Source organism: Rhizobium sp. BK289 (assembly GCF_014193575.1).
In the GTDB taxonomy this organism is placed as follows: Bacteria; Pseudomonadota; Alphaproteobacteria; order Rhizobiales; family Rhizobiaceae; genus Rhizobium; species Rhizobium tropici_C.
Genome location: NZ_JACHZO010000006.1, coordinates 121,793 through 137,819, shown reverse-complemented (window position 1 = coordinate 137,819; position 16,027 = coordinate 121,793). Strand labels below are relative to the sequence as shown.

The 16,027-nt window shown below is 60.4% G+C and carries 15 protein-coding genes; 9 read left to right on the top strand and 6 right to left on the bottom strand.

Annotation, left to right across the window (positions count from 1 at the left end; translation table 11 throughout):
- Positions 1–27 precede the first annotated feature (27 nt).
- From FHT84_RS13490 to FHT84_RS13480, 3 genes are all read right to left on the bottom strand, one after another.
- Positions 28–381 carry a helix-turn-helix domain-containing protein gene (locus FHT84_RS13490; RefSeq protein WP_183762907.1) on the bottom strand — a complete coding sequence of 118 codons (354 nt, stop codon included), beginning with the start codon at positions 379–381 and terminating at the stop codon, positions 28–30.
- A 58-nt stretch (positions 382–439) separates the two neighbouring features.
- On the bottom strand, positions 440–775 hold the full coding sequence (locus tag FHT84_RS13485; protein ID WP_162737020.1) for a hypothetical protein: 336 nt from the start codon (positions 773–775) through the stop codon (positions 440–442).
- Between the two features lie 162 nt (positions 776–937).
- Positions 938–1,588: a TetR family transcriptional regulator C-terminal domain-containing protein gene (locus FHT84_RS13480; protein WP_112340420.1), complete on the bottom strand. Its 651-nt coding sequence runs from the start codon at positions 1,586–1,588 to the stop codon at positions 938–940.
- 298 nt (positions 1,589–1,886) lie between these two features.
- On the opposite strand from FHT84_RS13480, the gene FHT84_RS13475 reads away from it, so the two are divergent.
- Positions 1,887–3,140, top strand: a complete 1,254-nt coding sequence (locus FHT84_RS13475) for a Zn-dependent hydrolase (protein ID WP_112340421.1) — start codon at positions 1,887–1,889, stop codon at positions 3,138–3,140.
- Between the two features lie 47 nt (positions 3,141–3,187).
- Complete coding sequence (gene hydA / locus FHT84_RS13470; protein ID WP_112340422.1) at positions 3,188–4,642, top strand: dihydropyrimidinase; 1,455 nt, start codon at positions 3,188–3,190, stop codon at positions 4,640–4,642.
- Positions 4,643–4,777: 135 nt separating this feature from the next.
- Here hydA and FHT84_RS13465 read toward each other — a convergent pair whose 3' ends face one another.
- The gene (locus tag FHT84_RS13465; RefSeq protein ID WP_112340423.1) at positions 4,778–5,191 is read right to left on the bottom strand and encodes a cupin domain-containing protein; all 414 of its coding nucleotides are present in this window, start codon (positions 5,189–5,191) and stop codon (positions 4,778–4,780) included.
- A gap of 121 nt (positions 5,192–5,312) precedes the next feature.
- On the opposite strand from FHT84_RS13465, the gene FHT84_RS13460 reads away from it, so the two are divergent.
- The 7 genes from FHT84_RS13460 (at position 5,313) to FHT84_RS13430 (ending at position 14,485) form a co-directional block, all read left to right on the top strand.
- Entirely contained in the window at positions 5,313–6,104 is a 792-nt protein-coding gene (locus FHT84_RS13460) for an ABC transporter ATP-binding protein (RefSeq protein ID WP_112340424.1), read from the top strand.
- A gap of 9 nt (positions 6,105–6,113) precedes the next feature.
- Positions 6,114–6,449: a hypothetical protein gene (locus tag FHT84_RS13455; protein WP_112340425.1), complete on the top strand. Its 336-nt coding sequence runs from the start codon at positions 6,114–6,116 to the stop codon at positions 6,447–6,449.
- 2 nt (positions 6,450–6,451) lie between these two features.
- Positions 6,452–7,339: an ABC transporter permease gene (locus FHT84_RS13450; protein WP_112340426.1), complete on the top strand. Its 888-nt coding sequence runs from the start codon at positions 6,452–6,454 to the stop codon at positions 7,337–7,339.
- The gene (locus FHT84_RS13445) at positions 7,336–8,469 is read left to right on the top strand and encodes an ABC transporter permease (RefSeq protein WP_112340427.1); all 1,134 of its coding nucleotides are present in this window, start codon (positions 7,336–7,338) and stop codon (positions 8,467–8,469) included. The genes FHT84_RS13450 and FHT84_RS13445 overlap by 4 nt, the downstream gene beginning before the upstream one ends.
- A 57-nt stretch (positions 8,470–8,526) precedes the next feature.
- The gene (locus FHT84_RS13440; protein WP_112340428.1) at positions 8,527–9,495 is read left to right on the top strand and encodes an ABC transporter substrate-binding protein; all 969 of its coding nucleotides are present in this window, start codon (positions 8,527–8,529) and stop codon (positions 9,493–9,495) included.
- Between the two features lie 464 nt (positions 9,496–9,959).
- A complete protein-coding gene (locus FHT84_RS13435; protein ID WP_112340429.1) occupies positions 9,960–11,150 on the top strand; it encodes an efflux RND transporter periplasmic adaptor subunit in 1,191 nt (396 codons plus the stop codon).
- A 14-nt stretch (positions 11,151–11,164) separates the two neighbouring features.
- Entirely contained in the window at positions 11,165–14,485 is a 3,321-nt protein-coding gene (locus FHT84_RS13430) for an efflux RND transporter permease subunit (protein WP_113250544.1), read from the top strand.
- 38 nt (positions 14,486–14,523) lie between these two features.
- On the opposite strand, the gene ureG is transcribed toward FHT84_RS13430, so the two are convergent.
- Both ureG and FHT84_RS13420 read right to left on the bottom strand, forming a co-directional pair.
- Entirely contained in the window at positions 14,524–15,135 is a 612-nt protein-coding gene (gene ureG / locus FHT84_RS13425) for an urease accessory protein UreG (RefSeq protein ID WP_112340431.1), read from the bottom strand.
- 205 nt (positions 15,136–15,340) lie between these two features.
- Complete coding sequence (locus FHT84_RS13420) at positions 15,341–16,015, bottom strand: urease accessory protein UreF (protein WP_112340565.1); 675 nt, start codon at positions 16,013–16,015, stop codon at positions 15,341–15,343.
- Positions 16,016–16,027: the final 12 nt, after the last annotated feature.

Sequence of the window (16,027 nt, the reverse complement as noted above, 5' to 3'; positions counted from 1 at the left end):
CGGTAATCCGGGCGGGTATTTTCTCCATTAAAACTTGAGGATAGGGTCTTCCTGAGCCGCCTGGATCTCTTCCGGCATCCGCTCTATGGCGCGCAGATAGCTTTGTGCTGTTTTGTCCGGCGAACGTTTGCCCTGCTCCCAATTGCGGAGCGTTTCCAGATCGATGCCAAAGCGGAGCGCGAACTGCTCCTGAGTAAGGCCGAGTTTCTGGCGAATTTCCCTGACGTCGACCGGACGGACGGCGATGGCCTTGACAACGAGCCCGGTCTCCTCCAGTTCGCGTGCGAGATCGCCCTGGCTTTCGACATGCGGGACGAGCATGGTTGCCTGCCCCTTTTCCATCGCTCGTTCGATAGCCTTCTTCGCCGCTAGCATGGACATCCCGCCTTTCACCAAGGCACGGACCGCAGAAATAGACCGAAACCCCTTTACGGGCTGGTCAAAATGCAGGGATATCGCGACGGGTGAACCGGACTGGCCGCGGCTTACGTCCTCGACCGGCCCCAGTCGTTCGAACCGCTCCTTCAACGACGAGTTCATGGCACTCCATTTCCTCCATGGCGATCTCCGCCAGATTCCTGAGCCGATGTGCTCCAAGGTCGTTCATTGAAATGTCCTCGCCCTGGATATGGAAACCGCGAAGATAGAGTGCGCTCCCGATCATCTGAGGCTCAGCCATCACCGAGATCACACCGTCCGGCGTATGAATTTCAACCGTACATACAGGATGATATGTGATTTCATTCACAAAATGAAAGGCAACGTCCTTCTTCATCCATATCTTTTTCATAGGCCAATGACCGACCAAAATCAATATCTATACCATAGCGCTTATCAACCAGAGAGAGCGCGAATCGATACCACACCCTTAACGGGAGAAAGCTCAGAGGATTCGAAAAATTCAATAAAATGAGGATCCGTGTGAATATGTGGTGCTCTAAGCGCGGGGTCCTCGAATCCGAAGCCCGTCGACAAAAAGCTGTTCCAGATAGCGCGCGGCATCCTCGAAGCGCCCCTCGCCCGAATGCTCCGGCCCCAAGACCGCACGCACCTGCACGTCGAAATCCGCATAATGCTGCGTGGTCGACCAGATCGAAAAGATCAGGTGGTAGGGATCGCACTTGGCGATTTTGCCAGCCTTTGCCCAGGCCCGGATGACCTCGGCCTTCTCGTCTACAAGGTCCTTCAGCGGCCCGCGCAGCTCGTCCTCCACATGCGGCGCGCCCTGCAACATCTCATTGGCGAAGAGTCGGCTTTCGCGTGGAAAATCGCGGGCCATTTCGAGCTTGCGGCGGATATAGGAGCGGATCTCGCTTTCTGGATCGCCGTTGGCATCGAAGGCGCGCAGCGGCTCCAGCCAGGTAAACAGCACCCGGTCGATCAGGGCCCGATGCATGGCCTCCTTGGTGCGGAAATAGTAAAGCAGATTGGGCTTCGACATGCCGGCGACTTCGGCGATCTGATCGATAGTCGAGCCACGAAAACCGCTGACGGAAAATACGTCCAGCGCGGCTTCCAGTATGATTTCCTCTTTCTCTTCCTGGATACGGGTGCGGCGCTGCGTCTTGGCGGCTCTGGGGATGGCCATGTGTGCTCTGTTTCTCCTTGAAATCCAAGCCTTTCGGCCGTGCCCTTATCCACCCTGCAGATGCATCGGATTTAGGCAATCACCTGAAATTTTATCGGAAATTTTCGTGCTTTTCGTCTTGAGCCGCGCCACGGAAGTTGTAATGTTTACCAATCGGTCAAATTATCCGTCAGATGTTTCTTAAAGGCAACTGGGGATTTTCCGGGCGAGAAAAACAAGAGAACGCTCCGGATAGACCAATGGGAACAATCGGGCATGCGCCTTGCGTGCGCCGGGACAAACAGGTGAGGATTGCATCATGGTGGCAGCGCCAGGAGAAAACATGCGTATCAATGGCGACCGCCTTTGGGATACGCTGATGGACATGGCGAAGATCGGCCCCGGTATCGCCGGCGGCAATAATCGCCAAACCCTAACGGATGCCGATGCCGAGGGCCGCAGCCTTTTCAAGACCTGGTGTGACAAGGCCGGCATGACCGTCGGCGTCGACAAGATGGGCACGATGTTCGCCACCCGCGCCGGCACAGATCCGAATGCGCTGCCCGTCTATGTCGGCTCGCATCTTGATACCCAGCCGACCGGCGGCAAATATGACGGCGTCCTCGGCGTGCTCGCCGCGCTTGAGGTCGTGCGTACGATGAACGACCTCGGCATCAAGACCAAGCATCCGATCGTGGTCACCAATTGGGCCAACGAGGAAGGCGCGCGCTTCGCGCCCGCAATGCTTGCCTCCGGCGTCTTTGCCGGCGTGCATTCGCTGGAATTCGCCTATGGCCGCAAGGATCCGGACGGCAAGACCTACGGCGAGGAACTGAAGCGCATCGGCTGGCTCGGCGATGAAGAGGTCGGCGCCCGCAAGATGCATGCCTATTTCGAATATCACATCGAGCAAGGCCCGATCCTCGAAGCCGAGGACAAGACCATCGGCGTCGTCACGCACTGTCAGGGCTTGTGGTGGCTGGAATTCACGCTGACCGGCAAGGAAGCCCATACCGGGTCGACGCCGATGAATCTCCGCGTCAATGCCGGTCTTGCCATGTCCCGGATCGTCGAGATGGTGCAGAATGTGGCAATGGAAAATCAGCCTGGCGCCGTCGGCGGCGTCGGCCAGGTCTTCTTCTCGCCGAACTCGCGCAACGTTCTGCCCGGCAAAGTGGTCTTTACCGTCGACATCCGCACGCCCGACAAGGAAAAGCTCGATCGCATGCGCGCCAGGATCGAAGCGGAAGCGAAAGAGATCTGCGACACCCTCGGCGTCGGCTGCTCTGTGGAAGCCATTGGCCATTTCGAGCCGGTGACCTTCGACCCCAAGCTCGTCACCTCGGTGCGCAATGCGGCTGAAAAACTCGGCTACAGCCACATGAACATCATCTCCGGCGCCGGTCACGATGCCTGCTGGGCCGCCAAGGTCGCCCCCGCCACGATGGTCATGTGCCCCTGCGTCGGCGGCCTCTCGCACAACGAGGCCGAAGAAATCTCAAAGGAATGGGCGACCGCCGGCGCGGATGTGCTGTTCCACGCAGTCGTCGAGACGGCCGAAATCGTGGCGTGACCGCCACGATTCCAGCATCGGAACCTAACACATCTGGAGCATACACCATGAGCACAGTCATCAAGGGTGGAACCATCGTCACGGCCGACCTGACCTATAAGGCGGATGTGAAGATCGAAGGCGGCAAGATCGTCGAAATCGGGCAGAATCTTTCGGGCAATGAAGTGCTCGATGCTTCCGGCTGCTATGTCATGCCCGGCGGCATCGATCCGCACACGCATCTCGAAATGCCGTTCATGGGCACCTATTCCTCCGACGATTTCGAAAGCGGCACGCGTGCGGCCCTTGCCGGCGGCACGACGATGGTGGTGGATTTTGCGCTCCCCTCGCCCGGCCAGTCGCTGCTCGAAGCGCTGACCATGTGGGACAACAAGTCCACCCGCGCGAATTGCGACTATTCCTTCCACATGGCGATCACCTGGTGGGGCGAGCAGGTCTTCAACGAGATGGAGGCTATCGTCCGCGACAAGGGCATCAACACCTTCAAGCACTTCATGGCCTATAAGGGCGCGCTGATGGTGGATGACGACGAGATGTTCTCCTCCTTCCAGCGCTGCGCCGAGCTCGGCGCATTGCCGCTCGTTCACGCCGAAAACGGCGACGTGGTCGCGCAGATGCAGGCAAAACTGCTGGCCGAAGGCAATAACGGCCCGGAAGCGCATGCCTATTCCCGCCCTGCGGAGGTCGAAGGCGAGGCAACGAACCGTGCCATCATGATCGCCGACATGGCGGGCTCGCCCGTCTATATCGTCCATACCTCCTGCGAACAGGCGCATGAAGCCATCCGCCGCGCCCGCCAGAAGGGCATGCGCGTCTATGGCGAGCCGCTGATCCAGCACCTGACTCTCGACGAAAGCGAATATGCCAATGCGGATTGGGATCATGCCGCCCGCCGCGTCATGTCGCCCCCCTTCCGCAACAAGCAGCATCAGGACAGCCTCTGGGCCGGCCTCGCCTCCGGCTCGCTGCAGGTGGTCGCGACTGACCACTGTGCGTTCACGACCGAGCAGAAGCGCTTCGGTCTCAACGACTTCACCAAGATCCCGAACGGGACCGGGGGACTCGAAGACCGCATGCCGATGCTCTGGACCCATGGCGTCAGCACCGGCCGCCTGACGATGAACGAATTCGTCGCCGTCACCTCCACCAACATCGCCAAGATCCTTAACGTCTATCCGAAGAAGGGCGCGATCCTCGTCGGTGCCGATGCCGATATCGTCGTCTGGGATCCGAAGCGCTCGAAGACCATCACCGCCAAGACGCAGCAGTCGGCGATCGACTACAACGTCTTCGAGGGCAAGGAAGTCACCGGCCTGCCGCGCTATACTCTGACGCGAGGCGTCGTCGCCATCGAGGAAGGCACGGTGAAGACGAAGGAGGGCCATGGCGAGTTCGTCAGGCGCGATCCCTTCACTGCCGTCAACCGGGCACTTTCGACCTGGAAAGAGGTCACCGCGCCGCGCAAGGTGCAGCGCAGCGGCATCCCCGCCAGCGGGGTATAAGGCTTGGGCACGGCGCTTCGGCTCATCGGCCACCTAGAGCAATTCCAGGAAAAGTGCGTAGCGGTTTTCCGTCCGGAATTGCGCAAAAACAAAAAGATGGAGCGTTTTCGCTATTCGAAGAAAAGCAAAATGGCTCTACCGCGGCACATACCGCTCCAGATCCGGCAGCAGGACGACGCTTTCCTGCTCGTTCGGATCGGTGCGGGCGATGACCGCTGTTGCCGGCCGATCGCTCAAGTTCGCGGGAAGATGCGGGACGCCGGCCGGAATATAGAACATCTCTCCCTCACGCACGACGACATGCTCTTCCAGCTCGTCGCCGAACCAGCAATGCGTCTCGCCGGAAATGGCGTAAATCGCCGTCTCGTGCGAGGCATGAAGATGCGCCTTGGCGCGGGCGCCCGGCGGTATCGTCAGGAGATGCATGCAGATCCCCGTCGAGCCCACTGTCTCGGCGGCAATCCCTTCGAAATAGTTGAGGCCCTGTTTTCCGGCATAGGTGTTGCCGGGCCGCACGATATGGCAGGTGGGCTTCGATGACAGACTCATGGCATTGCTCCCCTGGATCCAGCAGCAAGGCGTCCTCGCCTCTCAAAGCTGCAGCAATGCCAAGCAGGATAACACGCAATCCGCCCCAACCATGCGGCGAAATCAGGACTGGTAGGTGTTAATGACGTCATCCGCTTCCTCCGTCGTCTCCGCGCGGAATCTCTGTCTCACCTACGATACGAATGACGGGCCGGTGCATGCGCTGAGCAATGTCGATCTCGACGTCCGCAAGGGTGATTTCGTCTCCTTCATCGGCCCCTCCGGCTGTGGAAAGACCACCTTCCTGCGGGTGATTGCCGATCTCGAGCGAAAGAGTTCAGGCGATATCAGCGTCAACGGCATGTCGCCGGAGGAAGCACGCAAGACCCGCGCCTATGGCTATGTCTTCCAGGCCGCGGCACTCTATCCCTGGCGCACGATCGAAAAGAACATCGCTCTACCGCTCGAAATCATGGGTTATGACGGGCAAGAGCAGGCCAAGCGCATCGCCCGAACGCTGGAACTGGTGAACCTCAAAGGCTTCGAACATAAGTTTCCCTGGCAGCTGTCCGGCGGCATGCAGCAGCGCGCTTCGATCGCCCGAGCGCTCGCCTTCGACGCCGATCTGCTGCTGATGGACGAACCCTTCGGCGCACTGGACGAAATTGTCCGCGATCATCTGAACGAACAGCTTCTGAAACTCTGGAAGCAGACGAACAAGACAATTTGCTTTGTCACCCACTCCATACCGGAAGCAGTCTATCTCTCGACGAAGATCGTGGTCATGTCGCCGCGTCCGGGTCGCGTGACCGATGTCATCGAATCGACGCTACCGACGGAGCGGCCGCTCGACATTCGCGAAACGCCGGAATTCCTCGAAATCGCCCACCGCGTCCGGGAAGGCTTGCGGGCCGGACATAGCTACGAGGAATAGGATCAGATCATGAACGCACAATTCCTCCTCTGGCTTGTCGGCGCAATGGCGATCTTCATCGGTGCTGCCACAGCTTCGCGCGCCTATATCGCCAACAACAACATGTTGGTCTTGATCCTGTCGCTCGCGCTCTATTGCGTCGGCAATCTGATGATGGTGCGGCTGATGCGTGAAGGTGGGCTTGGCCTGGCGATCTCCGCCTCCTCCATCGCCCAGCTCGTCGTCGTCAATGTTATCGCCTTCATCGTCTTCGGCGAACGGCTGAGCCTGCAGCAGCTTGCCGGCGTGGGTCTTGGCATCGTCGCCATGATCCTCATGCTGCTTCCCGCGCAAGGAAGGGCATGACCATGGAAAGGGAACGGTTCTTCAAGCACAAGTTCCTGCCGATTACGACCATCGTCCTGGCGATCCTGGTCCTGTGGTATGTCTTCGCGGTCATCCTCAACGCACCGTTCCAGCGCGATCTCGACCGGCGCGGCAACGTCACCCCGACGACGACGGAATTCATCGGCAAGACGCTGTCGCAGCCGAAGCCGATCCTGCCCGCGCCACATCAGGTGGCGCAGAATGTCTTCGACAACACCTTCCTTCGCGCTCCCACGAGCAGCCGCAGCCTCGTCTACAATGCCTGGGTCACCCTGTCTTCGACGGCTGTCGGCTTCGCCTTCGGTACCGTTCTCGGCATCCTGATCGCAGTCGGCATCGTGCATGTGGTCGCCCTGGACCGAAGCCTGATGCCGTGGATCATCGCTTCGCAGACCATACCGATCCTTGCGATCGCGCCTATGGTCGTTGTCGTGCTGGGTTCGATCGGCGTTACCGGCCTTATTCCCAAGGCGCTGGTCTCGACCTATCTCTCCTTCTTCCCCGTCGCCGTCGGCATGGTCAAGGGATTGCGATCGCCGGAGGTCATGCATCTCGACCTGATGCGCACCTATAATGCCAGCGCCATGCAGACCTTCTGGAAATTGCGCGTGCCCGCATCGATCCCCTTCCTCTTCACCTCGATGAAGGTCGCGATCGCCGCGAGCCTCACCGGCACGATCGTTGGCGAACTGCCGACGGGTGCGGTCGCTGGCATTGGCGCCAAGCTCCTCGCAGGCTCGTATCAAAGCCTGACAATCGATATATGGGCGACGCTCGTCGCCGGCTCGATCCTGGCGGCCGGATTGATTGCTGCCGTCAGCATCGCGGCGCGTATCGTCGATCGTGCCATGGGGGGCCGCGCGGCATGAGGAATTTTCATTCGTCGTGGCAGGGTACGCTCTCCCTCCTTCTCTGCCTTGCGGCCCTCCCTGTGCTGCCGCCGCTCGCAGCCGATGCCGCCACGCCCTTCAGCAGCGGCACCACCTTCGTCATTTTCATTCTCATCGCCGCCGCAGCCGCCATTTCCTTCATGAACCTATCTGCAGCCCTCTGCGCGGCGATCCTCTTCTTCGCCGCGCACGCGGTCGCCTGGCTGTTGCTGGCTGGAATATCGGGCAATGAGGGCAGCGCGGCTGCATCATTCTTTATCCTCCTCGCCGCGGCGTGGCTGCTCGCCTGGCGTTGCGTTTCCATCCTGTCGGCCATCCGGGTGAAATCGACCGCCGACAGCTATACATTACGGTTGCTGATCCCCGTGATCTTCGGCGTCTGGATCATCATCATCTGGGAAGCGGTGACGCGCGGGGCCGGTATTCCTTTCATCCTGCTGCCGCCGCCAAGCGCCATCGGCGCCCGTATTGCCGGCTCCATCTCGATCCTCTGGACGGATGTTCAGCAGACGATCTTCCGATCGGTTCTGATCGGCTATATCATCGGGTGCTCCAGCGGCTTCGTCGTCGCCATCCTCGCCGACCGCTTCGCCTTCCTGCGGCGCGGCCTGCTGCCGATCGGCAACCTCGTCTCCGCTCTGCCGATCATCGGCATTGCTCCGATCATGGTCATGTGGTTCGGCTTCGATTGGCAATCGAAGGCCGCCGTCGTCGTCGTCATGACGTTCTTCCCGATGCTGGTGAACACGGTGGCGGGCCTTGCCGCTGCCGGCAACATGGAGCGCGACTTGATGCGCACCTATGCATCGAGCTACTGGCAGACGCTGCTCAAGCTACGCCTGCCGGCCGCCGCTCCCTTTATTTTCAATGCGCTGAAGATCAACTCGACCTTGGCCCTGATCGGTGCCATCGTGGCGGAGTTCTTCGGCACCCCTATGTCGGGCATGGGCTTCCGCATCTCGACCGAAAACGGTCGGCTGAACCTCGACATGGTCTGGGCCGAGATCGCGATTGCCGCGGTTGCAGGCTCCGTTTTCTACGGTATCGTCGCCATTGTCGAGAGAATGGTGACGTTCTGGCATCCGTCTATCCGCGGTGGGCAGACGTAATCCGGGGTCCCTTCCAGGGGATCAAGGCATAACTTCAGAGGGAAAAGGGTAAAGAACATGAAAAAACTGATGTTCGCATTGATGGCAGGCACGATGACGCTGGCTGCCACGCAGGCCGCGATGGCCGCCGACAAGCTGACCTTGCAGCTGAAATGGGTGGCTCAGGGTCAGTTCGCAGGCTATTTCGTCGCCAAGGACAAGGGCTTCTACAAGGAGGAAGGCCTCGACGTCGACATCAAGCCGGGCGGCCCTGATATCGCACCGGAACAGGTCATCGCCGGCGGCGGCGCCGATATCATCGTCGACTGGATGGGTGGAGCGCTGGTTGCCCGCGAGAAGGGTGTGCCGCTCGTGAACATCGCCCAGCCCTTCGACAAATCAGGCCTGGAATTGATCTGCCCCAAGGATGGCCCGGTCAAGACGGAAAAGGACTTCAAGGGTCATACGCTCGGCGTCTGGTTTTACGGCAACGAATATCCCTTCTTCGCCTGGATGCATAAGCTCGGCCTGAAGACCGACGGCGGCAAGGACGGCGTCAACGTGCTTAAGCAGAGCTTCGACGTTCAGCCGCTCGTCCAGAAGCAGGCCGACTGCATCTCCGTCATGACCTATAACGAATACTGGCAGGCGATCGATGCCGGCTTCAAGGCCGAAGACCTGACCGTCTTCAACTATAGCAAGCTCGGCAACGACCTCTTGGAAGACGGCCTCTATGTCAAGGAAGACAAGCTGAAGGATGCAAAGTTCAAGGCTGACATGGTGAAATTCGTCCGCGCTTCGATGAAGGGCTGGAAATATGCCGTCGAGCATCCGGACGAAGCCGCCGAAATCGTCATGGACAATGGCGGCCAGGATGAAAACCATCAAAAGCGCATGGCCGGCGAAGTCGCCAAGCTGATCGGCAATGGCAAGCTCGACATGAAGCTTTACGACCGCACGGTCGAAGCACTGCTTGACCAGAAGATCATCAACAAGAAGCCGTCAGGCGCCTTCACGCACGAGATCACGGACGCTGCTCTGAAATAAGTTCGGAGTACTCGTAAAGACTTGAACGCGCGGGGTTTCAGGCTCCGCGCGTTTTTTTCATTTTGTAACAGCAGCAACAAAAGGCTGGCTTTCTCGCAAAACTTGGCGGAAAAGCCCTCGACTATCAACTATTCGAATGCTGACATCACAATGCCGTGATTGCTTTGCAGGGTTGCAAAGGATAGAAATACCCGCGAAATCATTTTCTCGTGATCTTGCGTAAATTGAAAACCGCTCCCATCTAGAGGAGCGATTTTAGGATGAGGGGCCTGCAAGGCATGACAGACGGATATTACAGCGCCGCACGTCAAATATGATGCGCAAGGCCGCTGTTCCTTAAATCGATTCGATTCAAGGAATTATGCAGTAATCCGCCGGAGAAGCCGGCACGCATGCATCGATCCCCGTATTCGCGACGGAAACAGCGAAATCCATTTACCAAACGCTGAACTGGAACTGGACGCATGGCTCTCACGCCGTTTAGACTTCTGAGCACGACCGCCATCCTGCTTTCCCTGCTGGCGGCGCCGGCCGCGCTGGCCGAGCAATCCGCCGTCACGACGCCGAAGCAGAACCTGCCGGCGATCGTCATCACCACAGCCACGATGCGCCACCTGACCGACAAGGTCGTTGCGACCGGCACGGTGAAGGCCGTCGAGGATGTTTACATTCAGCCGCAGGTGGATGGCCTCTCGATCCGCTCGCTCAATGCCGATGTCGGCGACAAAGTCGAGGCGGACAGCACGCTTGCTACGCTGAACGACGATGCATTGGTCCTTCAGAAGAGCCAGATGCAGGCGACAAGGGCAAAGGGCGAGGCGAGCCTTGCGCAGCTGCGCGCGCAATTGACCGAGGCGCGCGCCAATGCCGAAGAGGCGGAATTGCAGCGCGTCCGCGCCGTCACCATGGGAGCCAAGGGCACAATGTCGACCTCCTCGGTCGAGCAGGCCAACGCCGCCGCTGCCGCCAACAAGGCGCGCGTGGTCTCGGCCGAACAGGCAATCGCCGTTGCCGAAGCCGATCTTAAGGTCACCGACAGCCAGATCGCCGACACCGACCTGAAGCTTGCCCGCACTGGCATCAAGACGCCCGTCGCCGGCACCGTCGCCTCGCGCAACGCCCGCATCGGTGCCATCGCCAATGGCAGCGGCGACCCGCTCTTCACCATCATCCGCGACAGCCGGCTCGAACTGGTCGTCGATGTGTCCGAAAGCGATATCACCAAGATCGTTATCGGCCAGAAGGCTTTCATCGCCCTCTCCGGCAGCCGCGAGAAGCTTACCGGAACCGTCCGCCTCGTCGCCCCGATCGTGGATTCCGTCACCCGCCTCGGCGCGGTCCATATCTCGATCGACGATGGCGAGAAGGCGCGGGCCGGCATGTATGGCAGCGCCGAGATCATCATTCGCCAGGAGGATGGCGTCGCTCTGCCGCTGACGGCAGTCAACAGCGAGGAAAACGGCTCCTCCGCCCGCAAGGTCGAGAACGGCGTGGTCAAGTTCGTGACTGTCGAAACCGGCATTCAGGACGCAGGCTATGTCGAGATCCTCAAGGGCCTCAAGGCCGGCGACGAGGTCGTCGCCAAGGCCGGTGCCTATGTTCGCGACGGCGACCATATCACGCCCGTGCGTGATGCGTCGCAAGCCTCCAACTGAGCGAGAACGGCAAGATGAACTTCTCCGCCTGGTCAATCCGAAATCCGGTCGCCCCGCTCCTCGGCTTCTTCCTGCTGATGGTGGTGGGCGCGCACGCCTTCTTCAATCTGCCCATCACCCGGTTCCCGAATATCGACGTGCCTGTCGTCAACGTCACCGTGACGCAGAGCGGCGCCTCCCCGGCCGAACTCGAAATGCAGGTGACGAAGGAGATCGAAGACGCCGTCGCCAGCATCAACGGCATCGACGAGATCCAGTCGACCGTCACGGACGGTCAATCGCAGACCGTCGTCATCTTCCGCCTGGAAGTGCCGACGCAGCAGGCGGTTCAGGATACCAAGGACGCCATCGACCGCATCCGCGGCAACCTGCCCTCGACGATCGATGAGCCCATCGTCTCCAAGGTCGATGTCGAAGGACAGGCGATCCAGAGCTTTGCTGTTTCTTCTCCGAACATGACGCTGGAAGAGCTGTCCTGGTTCGTGGATGACACGGTCAAGCGTGCCCTGCAGGGTCAGGCGGGTATCGGCCGTGTCGACCGTTACGGCGGCGCCGACCGTGAAGTGCGCATCGAGCTCGATCCGAACAAGCTGAATGCCTACGGCATAACGGCGCTTTCCGTGAGCCAGCAGCTGCGCAGCACCAATATCGACCTCGGCTCCGGCCGCGGCCAGGTGGCCGGCAGCGAGCAGGCGATCCGCGTGCTCGGCGATGCCCGCAATGTCGCCCAGCTCGCAGATACGACGATCGCGCTCACCAACGGCCGCTTCGTCAAGCTTTCCGATCTCGGCGCGATCAAGGATACCTATCAGGAACCGAAATCCTTCTCCCGCTTCAACAGCACGCCCGTCGTCACCTTCGGCGTCTTCCGCGCCAAGGGCGCCAGCGAAGTGACGGTCGCCAAGACGGTGGGCGACACGCTCGACAAGGTGCGGGCCGAAAACCCGAACGTTTCGATCGAGATGATCGACGACGCCGTCTACTATACCTATGGCAACTACGAATCGGCGATGCACACGCTGATCGAGGGTGCGGTACTGGCCGTCATCGTCGTTTTCCTGTTCCTGCGGAACTGGCGCGCGACGCTGATTTCGGCGGTGGCGCTGCCGCTGTCTGCGATCCCGACCTTCTGGATCATGCACCAGATCGGCTTCTCGCTGAACCTCGTAAGCTTCCTGGCATTGACGCTGGCAACCGGTATTCTCGTCGATGACGCCATCGTCGAGATCGAAAACATCGCCCGCCACATCAAGATGGGCAAGACGCCTTACCGCGCCGCCATCGATGCCGCCGATGAAATCGGCCTTGCCGTCATCGCGACGACCTTTACCATCATCGCGGTCTTCGTGCCGGTCTCCTTCATGCCGGGTATCCCCGGCCAGTATTTCATCCAGTTCGGCCTGACGGTCGCCTTCTCGGTGTTCTTCTCGCTGCTGGTGGCGCGCCTGATTACGCCGATGATGGCCGCCTATCTGATGCGCGCCGAAGACGGTGTCGACGATCATCATGACAATGACGGCCGTTTCATGCGCGGCTACAGCTGGCTGGTGCGGCAGACGACGAAGCGCTGGTACACGCGCTATCCGACGCTGCTTGCCGCCTTCGCCTTCTCAATCGCCTCCGTCGTGGCGCTGGTGATGTTCGTCCCCGGCAGCTTCATTCCCCCTGACGATTCCTCGCGCATCGTTCTCTCGGCCGAACTGCCGCCGAACGCACGGCTGGACGATACGGAACAGGCGACCAACGAGATCTACCGGCGCGTCAAGGACATCGATGGCGTTGAAAACGTCTTCGTTCTGGGTGGCGCTTCGCCGAAGGGCGACCTGGAACTGCGCCGCGCCACCGTGACGCTGACGCTCGGCAAGCTCGACCAGTCGCTGATGAAGAAGCTGGTGAACGACGTTCTTGGCTCCATACCCGGCATCGGTCCATATCTGCCGAAGGTCGCCGTGCACGGCCGTGTGCGCCCGCAGTGGGACGTGGAAAAGGAAGTCTTTGCGAAGCTTCGCTCGATCCCCGACGTCCGCATCACCAAGCTGAACGACCGTGGCGACCGCGACCTGACCTATAACTTCCTCTCCCGCAGCGAGAAGGATCTGAACCAGGCTGTGGGCATTCTGGAGGCCAAGCTGCGCACCGATCCGGCGCTCGCTAACGTCAGCGCCGACGGCGCCCTGCCCCGCCCGGAGCTGCAGATCTATCCGCGCAAGGATGAGGCGGCGCGCCTCGGCATCACGCCGCAGACGATTTCAGACACGATCCGCGTCGCAACCATCGGCGATATCGACGCTTCGCTTGCGAAGATCTCGCTCGACGACCGCCAGATTCCGATCCGCGTGCAGGCCTCGCTCGGCATGCGTCGCGACCTGGCGGCGATCCGGGCGCTGCGCATCAAGACCGCGTCCGGTACGACGGTGCCGCTGTCGAGTGTCGCCGACGTCGACTATTCGGAGGGCCTCTCCTCCATCAAGCGCAACAACCGCTACCGCGTCGTCGCCATCGGCGCCGACCTGCCGCAGGGCGTGGCGCTGGATACGGCGTCGGAACACTTCCTCAATATCGTCAACAGCGCCCAGATACCGGCAACCGTTCATCTGGCGGAAAGCGGTGACACCAAGGTCCAGAAGGAAATGCAGCAGAGCTTCGGCAATGCCATGCTGCTCGGCCTTCTCCTCGTCCTGACCGTGCTGATCCTGCTGTTCAAGGATGTGATCCAGCCCTTCACCATTCTGCTGTCGTTGCCTTTGGCGATCGGCGGCGTGGCGCTGGCCTTGATCATGACCGGCAACGCGCTTTCGATGCCCGTTATGATCGGCATTCTGATGCTGATGGGTATCGTGACGAAGAACGCCATCCTGCTGGTCGATTTCGCCATCGAGATGATGCATCAGGGCATGCCGAGGCTGGAGGCCGTCGTCGAAGCCGGCCGTAAGCGAGCCCGCCCGATCATCATGACCTCGATCGCCATGTCGGCCGGCATGCTGCCATCGGCCCTCGGTGTCGGCGAAGGCGGCTCCTTCCGCGCGCCAATGGCGATTGCGGTGATCGGCGGCATCATCGTGTCGACGGTACTCAGCCTGGTGGTCGTGCCGTCGTTCTTCCTGATTATGGACGACCTGTCGCGCCTGCTCGGCTACCTCTTCGGCAGGCTTGTCGGAAGCAAGGATGCGGACGACGAAGTCGTGACCAAGGAAGGTCTGGCCGTCGCTGTCAACGAAAACCGCCAGTCGCTCACCAATCTAGAAGAGCGGCTGGAGGCCATCGAAAACAAGGATGGAAGAAACAGGTCGGTGGGCACGAATGTGCTGAAACTGCCGCCCTTCGCGGCTGAATAGAACAGGCTCGGCAGATGTGTGGATAATGACAGGGCGGATTAAAGACCGCCCTGTTCTTTGAGGAAGCTGACGATCGTGCTGACGCCATCGCCCCGCTTCATGTCGGAAAACACAAAGGGCCGAGCCTGGCGCATGCGGGTGGCATCGCGATCCATCACCTCGAGATCCACGTCGACGAAAGGCGCCAGATCCTTCTTGTTGATGACGAGAAGGTCCGATTTGGTGATGCCGGGGCCACCCTTGCGCGGGATTTCCTCACCCTGGCACACCGAGATCACATAGATGGTAATGTCGGCGAGGTCGGGCGAGAAGGTCGCCGCCAGATTGTCGCCGCCGGATTCGATGAAGACCACGTCGAGATCGGGAAGCCGCTCGTTCAGGCCGGCAATGGCTTGCAGATTGATCGTCGCGTCCTCACGGATCGCGGTGTGCGGACAGCCACCGGTCTCGACTCCGACAATGCGGTCCGAGGTCAGTGCCTGCATCCGCACCAGCGCCTCGGCATCCTCCGTCGTATAGATGTCGTTTGTCACGACGGCGACGGAATAGTCGTCACGCATCGCCTTGCACAGCTTCTCGGTCAGCGCCGTCTTGCCGGATCCGACGGGGCCGCCGATGCCGACGCGCAAGGGTCCATGTCTCGATTTCATGCTCGCAACTCCGATAAGGCGCTAGAGCGGTTCAGCTTTTCAAGGAATCTGTGAACCGCTCTATTTCTATGTTTTCTCGCAATTCCGGACGGAAAACCGCGGCGCACTTTTCCTGGAATTGCTCTAGCATAACGAAGCGTTCGGCCGCCGCACAGCGGCGAATGACGTAGTGACGCCAGGATCATGATATTTCCCCAACAGCGCATCATGAACGGAAGAGCCGCGTGCCCTGGGTTTCATGACGCAAGCTCGCTATGTCAGCCTGCACGCTCGCTGAGCCGAGATCATCGAGGCTGGATTGCGCCACCCGTCGCGCCATAGCGGCAAAGAAACCCTCCAGCCGCGCAAGGATGGCAACGCCATCCTTCTGCCCGCCGACACCGAGCCGGATGCCGGCCGACACCATCTGCGAGGCCAGCGCATGCAGGAAAGCGGCGGCGGCCTTTTCTGCCGGGATGCCATGAGCACCCGCGATTGCACCGACCGCAACAGGGTAAGCGATCCTTGCTGGAAGCATGGAAAAAATCTCCTGCGGCCAGGCGGCAGCGGCAGAAAGAAAGGCATTTCCAAGCAACAGGGTCTCATCGTGCCGCTCCTTCGAGCCTGCCAGCGCTTCGGCCAGCTCCGCGACTGCTGCGAGCCGCTGCGCATCCGCGCCCGCCCGATGCGCCTCGACCAGCAGGACCACGTCATTCCACACCGAACCATTCTGCATGAGCGTGGAAATCCAGTCTCCGAGCCCGGCACTGTCTGCCACCAGACCGTCGTGTACGGCACGCTCGAGACCACCGGAATAGGCGAAGGACCCCACCGGAAACGCCGGCGATAGCCAGGCCATCAGCCGCAGGAGCGCCTGCAGATCGTCGCGATCATCCGTCACCGCAATGTCCAT